This is a genomic window from Actinomyces sp. HMT897 (genome assembly GCF_016626125.1).
Taxonomy (GTDB): domain Bacteria; phylum Actinomycetota; class Actinomycetes; order Actinomycetales; family Actinomycetaceae; genus Actinomyces.
In genome coordinates this window covers 2,643,988-2,656,286 of the sequence record NZ_CP067336.1, presented here as the reverse complement: position 1 = coordinate 2,656,286, position 12,299 = coordinate 2,643,988, and the positions used below count along the sequence as shown (strand labels likewise).

Sequence of the window (12,299 nt, the reverse complement as noted above, 5' to 3'; positions counted from 1 at the left end):
GTCCTTCAGGATGGGTGGGAGGCGGGCAGGAGGGGCGCTCAGCCGGTGCAGGAGACCAGCTCGTTCGCGTGCTCGGTCAGCTCGTCCTGGCTGGTGTAGGTCACCGCGATCCCCGAGCGGCGCCTGGTGGCGTCGCGCAGGGTCGCGCTCACCGGTGGCACGCCGGGCAGGTCGGTGGAGAAGGTGCAGGTCATCTGCCCCAGTGAGGTGGGCCAGGAGCTGGGGGTCACGGAGTAGGTGCGGCAGTCCACCCCGGCACCCGCCTCGTCGCCCTGGCAGGTCTCGGGGGCCAGGGTCAGGGCCGGCAGGGTCGTGGTGGTGGTGCTGGCCTGCTGGGAGCCCAGGGAGTTGGTGAGAGTGAGCGTGATCACGTGATCCTTGCCGGGCTCCAGCCCGGTGGCGGTGTAGGCCCCGGTCTCCGCCTGGTTGGTGGCCACACTCTGCCCGTCCACGGCCACGGAGGCGGTGGCGGCGGGGCTGGAGGCCTCCGGCACGCTCCAGGAGAACTGGACGGAGGTGGAGGTGACCTTGGTCACTGAGATGTCGGGCCGGGACGGGGTGCTCTGGGCGCTGGCGGTCACCGGCCCCAGGACCGTGGAGTAGGCGGTCACCCCCTGGGCGTTGACGCCCCGCTGGCGCACCGACAGGCTCACGGGCGCGTTGGTGCCCACGTTCACGACGCCGTCATCGGGCAGATCCTTCCAGGAGCCGGCGTCCACGCAGTACTCCAGGAAGAGGCTGGACAGGCCGTAGCCGCCCCCGGCGGCCCGGGACACCCCGGAGACCTTCAGGGTCCCGTAGGAGCCGGTGGGGGCCACGCCCAGGGTGCCGTCGGGCGCGGGCGGCGCGCTGACCACGTGGACCCACCGCTCCGGGGAGGTGGCGCAGTCCCCGGCCTGGGTGCAGACCTGGACGGTGACCCGCGCCTGGGTGTCGGCCACCGGGACGCTGAGGTCGACCGACCCGTCGGTGGCGGGCACGGTGGTGCTCACCGTGCCCACGGCCACGGTGGCGGTGGTGAAGGCCCGGCCGTTGTCCCGCCCCAGGGTCCAGGCCACGTGGACCGAGGCGTGGTCCCCGGTACCCCCGGTGCTGGTCACGTCGGTGACCACGGGGGCGTCGGGGGGCCCGTAGGGGACCACCTGGGTGGCCGGGGACGGCCCGGAGGGCTGCTCGGCGTTGTTGTGGGCGGTCACGGTCACCGAGTAGGTCCGCCCGTTGGTGAGCCCGTCGAAGGTCACCGAGCGCTCGGCGCCGCCCACCTCCCTGGTCTGCCTCCCGGCCAGGGACACCGTGTAGCCGGTGATCGCGGAGCCCTCGTTGGCCGGCTCCTGCCAGGTCACGGTGACCCTCCCGCTGCCGGAGGGGACGACGACGGGGGCTGCGGGGGCTGCGGGGGCGGTGTCAATGAGGACGGCGGGCGAGGCGGCTGATGCCGGGGAGTCCCCGACGTCGTTGTGGGCCACCACGGTGAAGGAGTGGCGCACCCCGTTGGACAGGCCCGTGAGCTCGCAGGAGGCCACCGTGCAGGTGTAGTCCTCGCCGGTGGCGGCGTCGGTGACGGTGAACCCGGTGATCGGGGCGCCGTTGTCCGCCCCGGGGTCGAAGGTCACGAAGGCGTGCCCGGCCCCGGCGGCCGAGACCCGCACGTTCGTGGGGGCCTCGGGGCGGTCGCGCACCACCAGGCGGACCCGGCCCTCCACCACGCGGTCGGCGTCACCGGTGGCGTCCATGAGGCGGTAGGTGACCGTCATCTGGCCGCGGAAGCCGGTGGCGGGGGTGATGTTCAGGGTGGTCCCCTGGGGGTCGACCGTGCCCTGGCCCACCTGCACCGAGGAGCCCACCACGCGCAGGGGCGTGCCCGGGAAGGGGTTGATCGTGTACTGGGTGAGGTCCACCGCCTCGGTGCCCCCGGAGCGGGCGGCCGTGATGACGGCGTCGGAGACCCGGGTGAGCGCCCGGGTGGAGGCCACCAGGGTGACGGGCACCTGGGCCGTGACGGCCCCGGAGCCGTCGTCCACGGACACCGTCAGGGAGCCCAGCGGCCCCTTGGCCTGGCCGGCGTCGGCCCGCACCGACAGGGTGTGGCCGCTCAGGGAGGCGCTCACCCCGGCGGGGACGTCGGAGACCTGGTAGGTAAAGCCCGCGGGGTCGGCGCCCTCGGGGTCGTCCACCATGAGGGAGAGGTCCTGGGTGACGGCGTCCTCCCCGGCGGCCACCCGTATGAGGGTGGGGCGCAGGGTGGGCGGGTTGTTGCGGGTGCTCTCCACCTCCAGCGGCAGGGTCAGGGAGGCCGAGGTGGCCGAGTCGTCCTCGGCGGCGCCGTCGCGCGCCGTGAAGGACACCGAGGTCTTGCCGTAGTAGTCCGCGGCCACGCGGAAGGTGAGGTGGTACTCGTCGGACAGGCGTATGCCGGGGTCCACGCCCACCGAGGCGCCCAGCGTGGAGGCGTCGGTGACCCGCGCGCTGCGGCCCGGGCGCACCAGGACGTAGTCGCGCACGTCCAGGGTCACGTCCTGCCCGGAGCGGACCCGCACCGGCAGGCGGGTGGCGTCCAGGACCGGGGCGGAGCGGTCGGCCCCGGGCACCGAGACCAGGGCGGAGGCGCTCAGCCCGTCGGCGTCGGTGACGGTGTAGACCACCAGGCGGCGCCGGGCGCCGGGGGTGATGAGCAGGCTCGAGCCGTCCACCGCCACCCCCTCGCCGTGGGCGGTCACGCTCAGGGAGGAGCGGTCGCCGTCGGGGTCCTCGTCGTTGGCCAGGACGTCGATACGCACCTGGCCGTGCTCGGGCAGCTCGGAGAGCAGGACGTTGTCGTCGCGGGCCACCGGCGCGGCCAGGGGCGCGTCGGCCGAGACGTTGACCGTCAGCGTGCCCCGCCCGCCCCCGCCCCGCCCGTCGGAGATCCCGTAGGAGACCAGGTAGGAGCCCTCGGCGGCGGGGGTGGTCACGCTCACGTAGTTCCCGGTGGTCGTGGCGGCCAGCACAGGGGACTCCAGGGAGCCGGGCACCAGGGCGACCGGGTCGCCGTCGGCGTCGATGTCGTTGGCGGTCACGGGCACCGACAGGCGCCGGCCCGGGCGGGCCCGTACGACGTCGTCCTGGGCCACCGGGTCCTGGTTGACCTGCGAGGGCGGGGCGATGCCCACCCGCACCCGGGCCGAGGCCTGCTTGCCGCGGCTGTCCTCGACGGTGTAGGTGAAGACGTCGGTGCCCGTGGTGTCCCGGGCGGGGGTGTACTCCAGCCACCCGGTGCCCAGCTCCACCGTGCCCTTGGTGGGGGACTGGGCCACGCCCACCAGGCTGACGGAGTCCCCGTCGGGGTCGGTGCCGTTCAGGGGCACGGGGATGCGGGTGGTCTCCCCCGTCACCGCCCAGGCGGTCAGGGCCTGGGGCTGGGGGGCGTTGTTGGCCTGGTCGGAGGCGATGACCTCGAAGGTCACCGTGGAGGTGGCCAGGTTCCCCGAGGAGTCGTGGACGCTGTAGGCCACCTGGAGGGTGCCCGGGGAGGTGCCCGCCTCCAGGCGCACCAGGTTGCCGGTCACGAAGGGGGTCCCCACCGGGCTGGGGGTGTAGACCAGGTCGGGGTCCACGCTCAGGGGCAGGCCGGCGGGCGAGGTGTCGTTGGCCAGCACGTTGACGCTGCCGACGTCACCGACCTGCACCTTGGCCCAGTCCGCCTGGAGCTGGGGCGGGCGCTTGTCGTCCCGGGCGGGGGCGGGCACCACGGTGACGTAGGCGGTGGCGGTGGCCTGTCCGTTGGACACCGAGTAGCGCAGCGACGCCGGGGCGTCCAGGCCGGAGGGGGCCGAGACCCGCAGGAGGTGGCGGTCCACGAGGGTGACCTCCAGGCGGCCGTCGCCGGGGGCCTCCACGCTCTGGATGACCAGCACCCCGCCGGAGGGGTCGGAGTCGTTGCCCAGGGGCGCCACGAGGCTGGAGCCCCCGGCCGGCAGCACCGCCAGGTCGTCCTCGGCCACGGGCACCGCCTGCTCGTCCACGGGGACCACGTCCACGCGGATGACCCCCAGGGCGGTGGACGGGCCGTCGGTGACCGTGTAGGTGATCTGGTGGGTGCCCGGGGCGGTGGCGGTCAGGCTCACCGTGCCCAGCGCCAGGTCAGGGGTCAGGGTGGTGCCCGCGGGGGCCACCGACAGGGAGACCAGGGACAGGGGGTCCCCGTTGGCGTCGGTGTCGTTGGCCAGGGGCTCCAGGGTCAGGGGCTCGCCCACCCGGGCCACGTAGAGGTCCGCGTTGGCGGTGGGGGGCACGTTGCCGGCGTCCTGGACGTCCACGGTCAGGGTCCCGGTGGTGGACGCCCTGCCGTCGGAGACCACCACCGTGACCTCCCTGGGCCCCGGCCCGCCGCCCAGGTCCCGTACCGAGACCGTGCCCTCCTCGGTGTAGCGCACCTCGGTCCCCTCCGGGGCGGTGGCGGAGGACAGGTAGACCTGGTCGCCGTCGGGGTCGATCCAGTCGGCCAGGACGTTGTAGTCCGTCTGGGCCCCGGCCCCCAGCCGGAGGGAGGGGTCACGCAGCTGGGTGGGGCCCTCGTTGTCCGACCAGGGGTGGACGGTCACGGTGACAGTCGCGGTGTCCGCGGCCTGCCCGTCGGAGGCCTCGTAGGTGAAGGTGGTCGAGCCCGTGGCGTCCTCCTCCACGTCGGTGACCTGCAGGGCCCGCCCGCCCCGGGTGGCGGCCACCGAGCCCAGGGAGGGGGTGGTGGTGGCCGTGGCGGTCAGGACGTCGCCGTCGGCGTCGGAGTCGTTCTGCAGCACGGGCAGGGTGGTGGTGCGCCCCGGGCGCACCCCGAAGGAGTCGTCCACGGCGTCGGGCGGGGTGTTCTGCTCATTGCGGTGGGGGTCGGCGATCTGGTCGGTCTGCTCCGGGGAGTCCTCCTGGTCCTCCTTCTCGGCCAGCTGCTTCTCCACCTCGTCCCAGTCGTCCATGAGGACCATGTTCTCCTCGGGCAGCCACACCGAGCCCGAGCTGATGTCGTTCAGGACGATACGGGTCCGGTTGGTGCGGAACACCAGCTGGTTGCTGGCCGCCATGAGGGTGTCCACCACCATGGCGGTCGAGGCGCCCGGGTCGTCGCACACCCGCTGGTAGGCGCCCGACCCCGCCCACGCGGCGTAGGCGCAGCCCTGGTGGCGCACGGGAGGGGCCGGGGCGCCGGTGCGCCCGTCGGCGGTGGCCGGGGTGGTGGTGACCTCCCCGCCGTCCAGGGGGACGGACAGCAGGGCCGAGCCGGTGGAGACCAGGACCGAGTCGGAGGCGGGCCCGGGGGCCTGCAGGACGGCGCCCGTGCCCACGCCCTGGGCGCTGAGGTCACGCACCGAGCCGTCAGGCAGGACCAGGGTCCCGGAGTCCGCGTCCAGGCCCACCGGCCGGTCGCCGACGACGGTCAGGGACAGGCTCGCGCCCTGGGCCAGGCCGGTGAGGCGGGTGGTGCGCACCGAGTCGAGGCTGCCGGTGGGGGCGACGGTGACCATGAGCCCCGCCGCCGCGGAGGCCGCCACGACCGTGCCGTCCTGGGCGGCGCTCACCGTACCCCGCCTCAGGCCCGTGGACAGCGCCGAGGACTCGGTCAGGGCCGCGGCGGGGGACCGGGCGTCGACCACCCACAGGCTGCCCTCGTCGGGGTCGAGCAGCCCCACCCGGTCCCCGCCCTGGACGGCCAGGGTCCGCCCCGGCAGGGAGGTGGCCGCCCCCAGGGCCGCCTCGGCCACCTGCACCGGGGCCACCGAGTGCGCCGTCAGGTCCGAGAAGGTGACGGTCTCCCCCGCCTGGCCGATGTCGAAGTCCATGGTCCCGGCGCGCAGGGCGGCGTCCAGCGTGCGGGAGTCGTAGTTGAGGTGGCCGACCATCTGCTTGGCCTCGTTGGTCACCCAGACGCCGCCGTCGTCCACGTCCACCTCCGTGGTCCGCACGCCGGGGTGGGCCAGGGCCATGACGCCCACGCCCAGCACCAGGGCGAGGACGAGGAGGGAGGGCAGGTGCCGCGCCGTCAGGGACCTGGGGGAGGTCATGGTCACCTCGGGGAACTCAGTGGGTGCAGGGGAACGAGGCCAAGTGTGGCACACTCACCGACCCCGGGGCACAGGCCCTACCAGGACGCCGGGGTCGGCCGCCTCGCGGTGGGGCGGCCGACCCGCGGTGGGCCAGCCGGTCCCTCAGCCCATGACCGCCGCGCGCCCGGCCTCCAGGCGCGCCACCGGCACCCTGAAGGGCGAGCAGGAGACGTAGTCCAGGCCCACCCGGTGGAAGAACTCGATGGAGTCGGGGTCCCCGCCGTGCTCGCCGCACACGCCGAGCTTGATGTCGGGCTTGGTGCCCCGGGCGCGCTCCACGCCCAGCTCCACCACGCGGCCCACGCCCCGCTCGTCGATCGTCTCGAAGGGCGAGACGCCGAAGACCCCGGCGTCCAGGTACTCCCGGAAGAAGACGCCCTCGACGTCGTCACGTGAGAATCCCCACGTGGTCTGGGTCAGGTCGTTGGTGCCGAAGCTGAAGAAGTCGGCCTCCTGGGCGATCGTGTCCGCCGAGACCGCGGCGCGGGGCAGCTCGATCATGCAGCCGATCGGGAAGTCCAGCCGGTAGCCCGACTCGGAGCCCACCTGGGCCAGGACCGCCTCGACCCGCTCGCGCACGATCTGCAGCTCGCGCACGGAGCCCACCAGCGGGATCATAATCTCCGGGTGCGGGTCGCCCCCGGCGCGCAGGCGCTCGACGGCGGCCTCGGCAATGGCGCGCACCTGGAGCTCAATGAGCCCGGGCATGGTCAGCAGCAGACGCACCCCGCGCAGGCCCAGCATGGGGTTGGCCTCGTGGTTGCGCCGCACCACGGCCAGGAGGGCCTCGTCGGCCGGGTCCAGGGTGCCGCGCTCGCGGTCGAGAGCCACCTTGACGCTCAGCTCGGTCAGGTCGGGCAGGAACTCGTGCAGCGGGGGGTCGATGAGGCGCACCGTCATGGGCTTGCCGTTCATGGTCTCGAACATCTGGACGAAGTCGCCCTTCTGCAGGGGCAGCAGGGCGGCCAGGGCGGCCTCGCGCTCGTCCTGGCCGGAGGCCAGGATGAGGTTCTGGACGTACTGCTTGCGCTCACCCAGGAACATGTGCTCGGTACGGCACAGGCCCACGCCCTGGGCGCCGCGGTAGAAGGCCTGGAGGGCGTCGTCGGGGGTGTCGGCGTTGGCGCGCACCGCCAGGCGACGGCGCTTGTCGGCGTGGCGCATAATCCGGTCCACGCTCGTGACCAGCTCCCGGGTGTCCACGTCCCCGGCGGTGTCCAGGGCCTCCTCCAGGCCGCGGCGCAGGTAGGTCATGACCGGGGAGTCCACCACGGCCACCTCGCCGAGGAAGACCTCCCCGGTGGTGCCGTCCAGGGCGATGGTGTCCCCCGGGCCCAGGACCCGGTCGTGCCCGGCCACGCGCAGGGTCCTGGCCTCGGCGTCGACCTCCAGGTCCTCGGCGCCGCACACGCAGGTCTTGCCCATGCCGCGGGCCACGACGGCGGCGTGGCTGGTCTTGCCGCCGCGGGCGGTGAGCACGCCGGCGGCGGCCACCATGCCGGGCAGGTCGTCCGGGTTGGTCTCGCGGCGCACCAGGATGACCGACTCCCCGGCCTCGGAGCGCTCGACGGCCTCGTCGTTGTCAAAGGCGATGTAGCCCACGGCCGCGCCCGGGGAGGCGGGCATGGCGCGGGTGAGCAGGTCGCGCTCGGAGTCCTCGTCGAACTGGGGGAACATGAGCTGGGTGAGCTGCTCGCCGGTGACGCGGGTGAGGGCCTCGTCGGTGGTGATGAGCCTCTCGTCCACCAGCTGGGTGGCCACGCGGAAGGCCGCGGCGGCGGTGCGCTTGCCCACGCGGGTCTGCAGGAGCCACAGCCTGCCGCGCTCAATGGTGAACTCGATGTCGCACAGGTCGCGGTAGTGGGTCTCCAGCTTGCGCATGGCGGCCCGCAGCTCGTCGTAGGAGGTCTTGTCCAGGCGCTCCAGGTCCGCCAGGGACAGGGTGTTGCGGATACCGGCCACCACGTCCTCGCCCTGGGCGTTGACCAGGTAGTCGCCGTAGACGCCGCTCTGGCCGGTGGAGGGGTCGCGGGTGAAGCACACCCCGGTGCCCGAGGTCTGGCCCATATTGCCGAAGACCATGGTGCACACGTTGACGGCGGTGCCCAGGTCGTGGGGGATCTTCTCCCGACGCCGGTAGATGTGGGCGCGCTCGGTGTTCCAGGAGCGGAAGACGGCCTCGGTGGCCATGTCCAGCTGGGTGCGCGGGTCCTGGGGGAAGTCGATCCCGGCGTGCTCGGCCACGATCGCCTTGTACTCCTCAACGAGCTCGGTCAGGGCCTCAACGTCCAGCTCGTAGTCCAGGGCCACGCCGCGGTCCGCCTTCTTGGCCTCCAGAGCCCTGGAAAAGTGCTCGCCGTCGACGTCCAGGACGGTCTTGCCGAACATCTGGATCAGGCGCCGGTAGGAGTCCCAGGCGAAGCGCTCGTCGCCGGAGGCTTCGGCCAGGCCCCTGACGGACTCGTCGTTGAGACCGATGTTCAGCACCGTCTCCATCATGCCCGGCATGGAGAACTTGGCGCCGGAGCGCACCGAGACCAGCAGCGGGTCCTTCGCGGCGCCGAGCTCACGGCCCAGCTCCTCCTCGACCTCACGCAGCGCGGTGGTGACCTGGACGGCGAGCTCGTCGGGGACCTCGCCGTCAGCCAGGTAGGCGCGGCAGGCGTCCGTGGTGACGGTGAAGCCGGGGGGCACGGGCAGGCCCAGACGGGTCATCTCGGCCAGGTTCGCCCCCTTGCCGCCCAGGAGGTCCTTCTGGTCCTTGTCTCCCTCACTGAACCGGTAAACATACTTGGGCATCGTTGCTCTTTCTGGTCGCTCTGACGTGGTACGCCACAGTGCGCGGCACATGGACGCCAGACACTGTAATGTGACCTCAGTCCTAGGCACAAAACCACGCGGTGCCTGTTCGCCTGCGGCCGAGACACGCCGGTGCGGGGCCCGGGGCACGCGGGCAGGGCCGCTGGCGCGCCACCGGACGACGGCGTGCCGGCCGGTGGCGCGCTGGGCGGTAATGCGCTGGGTGGGGGCGCGCCGGGGTAGTGCGCCGGGGCGGGGAGGCGCCGGGCGCCGTCCCGGCCAGCGGGGCCGGGAGAGGGCGCGGCGCTGCCGACCCCCATCCGGCTACCCAGCATGTACGGGCAGGGCCGGGAGAGTGCGGTCCCTTAGGACTGCGGGCTGCCGCACTGGGGGCAGAACCTGGGGCGGGCGCCCTCGAAGCGGTTGCCGCAGTTGGGGCAGAACGCCGCCCCACCGGCCGGGTCCGCGGGCCTGGCGTTGCCGCAGCCGGGGCAGAAGCGGCCCGAGGAGGTGGTCTGGCAGGTCGGGCAGGTCCAGCTCCCGCCGCCCGCCGGGGCCTGGGGCGCCGCGCCCTGCCCGCCCGGGCCGCCCTGGGAGACCGGACCGGCCTGCCCACCCGGGCCAGCCTGCCCGCCCTGGGGGACCGTGCCGTACCCGCCAGCCTGCTGGGCCGCCATCTGGGCCTGGTTGGACTGCGAGGCGGCCTGCATAAAGCCGCCCCCGGCCTGCATGCCCACGCCCATGCCCATGAACGCCACGCCCGCGCCGCCGGGGTTGGACCCCGCCGCCTCCAGGCCGCGGGCCACGGCGCCCTGGACGTAGCCCTCGCGCACGGCGGCGTCGGAGAGCATGGCGCCCTGGTTGCGCACGTCAATGAGCTTGCGCGACTCCTCGTCGTAGGTGATCGAGGCGATACCGACCGAGCAGACCTCCATGCCGCGCATCTGCAGCCAGTCAGCGTCGAGGGTGTCACGCATGTACGCGGAGAGCTCGCGCATCTTGGAGGGCACCTGGGAGATGCGGATCCCGTCCACGCTCATCTGGTTGATCGAGGCCTGCAGCGCCTCCAGGAACTCAGAGAGGTACTGCTCCTTGATCTGGTCGATGTGCACGGTGGTCGCGTCGCGGGGCACCACCTCCTGGTAGAACAGGATCGGGTTGGAGATCTTCAGGGAGAAGGTACCGTGGCACCGCAGGAACAGCTCGGCGTTGTAGAAGGAGTCGAAGTAGTTCAGGGCGCTGGGCGTGCCGAAGCGGATCCCCTTGATCTCCTGGAGGTTGACGAAGAAGGCCTGCTGCTTGGTGGGCGTGCCGCCACCGAACTTGAAGCGCTCCCAGGCGTCCTTGACCGAGGCCCCCAGGCCCCCCGCGAACATGGAGGGCATCATGGAGGAGTCCACCGTGTACAGGCCGGGCTCGGCACTGAACTCGGTAATGCGCCCGCCGTCGACCAGCATCATGGCCTGGCGGTCGTAGACGTGGATCTTGGAGCCGTTGGAGATGACGTCGGTGGTGCCCCGGCGGTTGTGTGAGCGCCGGTCGTCGCTACGCAGCTTCGCGCCCTTGCAGAAGACGACCCCCTCACCCATGTCCTGTGCCTCGATGGCGTCGAGCCACTGGTCGCCGAGGTTGCCGCCGATCGCGCCAGCCGCCGCCAGAATGAGTCCCATAGAGCGAACCGCCCTTCCCTGCGAGTCCCGGGCCCGACGGCACCGCCGGCCCCAGGCCGCCAGCAGGTCCCGCGTCCGGGACCCGGCCCGACGCTACCGGTGAACCCACCGGCAGCCTGGGGCGAGGATACCCGGTCAGGTCACGGGCGGACAAACGCGGCGGCCGGCCAGGCCCGGGACAAGGGCGCGCCGGGTTCACTGCACGGGACGTATGCGCAGGACGTAGACAAGCGGCGGCCGGGACAGGGGCGGTCCAGGCCCTATATCCTTGCTCCCGAGCCAACCCTGCGCCCGGCGCGGGACCGGCCGGGCACGTGCACCCGCGTCAGCACCGGGCCACGAGGCCGGGACCGGCCCCGCGGCCCGGCCGGGGGGAGGCACCAGGCGTCCACATCGAGGTCACAGTGAGCGATATCCAGTACAAGTGCCCCTCCTGCTCGGCACCCATCGAGTTCGACCCCGCCAGCGGGCTCATGCGCTGCGACTACTGCGGGACCAGGACGAGCGTGGAGTCCGTCGAGGCCTTCTCCCGCTCCCAGGCGGGTGCGGGACCCGCGCAGGCCGACGGCGGGTACGGCCCACCCGGGGCTGGCGGCCCCGGGACCACCAGCCCCGGCGCCCCCGGGTCCTCTGCTGGCCCCGGCGCCCCCGCCCCGGGGCCTGGAGCACCGGCCGGCCACGGCACCGTGCCGCCCTCCGGCAGCGTGCCAGCACCCGGTACCGCACCGGCACCGGCCACCGCACCGGCCACCGGCGAGGGGTCGGCCCCAGGTACTGTGCTGGCCCCCGGCAGCGCGGCCCCAGGTACTGCACCGGCACCGGCCACCGGCTGGCAGGCCCCCCGCCCGCTGAGCGCGGCCGAGGAGAGGGAGCTGTCCCACCTGGTGTGCAACTCCTGCGGTGCCGAGATCGTGGGCGACAGGACCCTCATTGCCACCCGCTGCGGCTTCTGCGGCAACACCTTCGTGGCCGCCTCGCGGATCAGGGCCACCCAGACCCCGAACTTCCTCATCCCCTTCGCCCTGGACCGCAAGGCCATGGTCGCCGCCTTCCGGAAGGCCACCAAGGGCAAGTTCCTCCTGCCGCCGGCCTTCCGGGACGAGCACACCCTCACCGAGGCCACCGGCGCCTACCTGCCCTACTGGTTCCACGACGGCCAGGCCTCAGGCACCCTGCGCTTCCACGCGGAGAACTACCGTCATTGGTCGGACTCCGACTACGACTACACCGAGACCAAGGTCTACGACGTGGTGCGCGAGGGCTCCGTCGCCTTCCGGGGGATCCCGGTGTGCGGCACCACCAAGCTGGAGCCGGCCCGCGCCGAGGGCGTCGAGCCCTTCGACGTGCAGGCCTCCAGGCCCTTCGCCACCGCCTACCTGTCAGGGTACGTGGCCTCCTCCTACGACATCGCGGCCAAGGACACCCTGGAGCGCGCGGACACCCGCGCCCGCGAGAGCCTGACGGAGATGGTCGAGGGCACCGTCACCGGCTACTCCACCCTGAGGCGGGAGTCCTGCGAGACGAGGGTGGACCACACGGCCACCTGGTACGCCCTGCTGCCGGTGTGGCTCATTGTCATTAGCTACGCGGGCAAGAGCTACCCCTTTGCCGTCAACGGGCAGACCGGGGAGGTCGTGGGGACCTTCCCGATCAGCCGCAGGCGGCTCAACGCCCTGTACGCGGCCTTCATGATCCCCCTGGGCCTGCTGTTCGGGACGATCGGCTGGTTCATTGTCCACCTGTCCGTCATCTAGGA

At 73.0% G+C, this 12,299-nt stretch carries 4 protein-coding genes; 1 reads left to right on the top strand and 3 read right to left on the bottom strand.

Annotation, left to right across the window (positions count from 1 at the left end):
* Positions 1-38: 38 nt before the first annotated feature.
* The 3 genes from JJJ15_RS10240 to JJJ15_RS13540 all read right to left on the bottom strand — a co-directional run bounded on the left by JJJ15_RS10240 (position 39) and on the right by JJJ15_RS13540 (position 10,543).
* Positions 39-6,032, bottom strand: coding sequence for an Ig-like domain-containing protein (locus JJJ15_RS10240; protein WP_246742026.1), 5,994 nt, complete (start codon positions 6,030-6,032; stop codon positions 39-41).
* A gap of 144 nt (positions 6,033-6,176) precedes the next feature.
* On the bottom strand, positions 6,177-8,873 hold the full coding sequence (gene ppdK, locus JJJ15_RS10235) for a pyruvate, phosphate dikinase (RefSeq protein ID WP_200510662.1): 2,697 nt from the start codon (positions 8,871-8,873) through the stop codon (positions 6,177-6,179).
* A gap of 365 nt (positions 8,874-9,238) precedes the next feature.
* The gene (locus tag JJJ15_RS13540) at positions 9,239-10,543 is read right to left on the bottom strand and encodes an SPFH domain-containing protein (RefSeq protein ID WP_200510661.1); all 1,305 of its coding nucleotides are present in this window, start codon (positions 10,541-10,543) and stop codon (positions 9,239-9,241) included.
* A gap of 404 nt (positions 10,544-10,947) precedes the next feature.
* Here JJJ15_RS13540 and JJJ15_RS10225 point away from each other — a divergent pair, with 404 nt between their 5' ends.
* Entirely contained in the window at positions 10,948-12,297 is a 1,350-nt protein-coding gene (locus JJJ15_RS10225; protein WP_200510660.1) for a hypothetical protein, read from the top strand.
* The last annotated feature ends 2 nt before the right edge of the window (positions 12,298-12,299 follow it).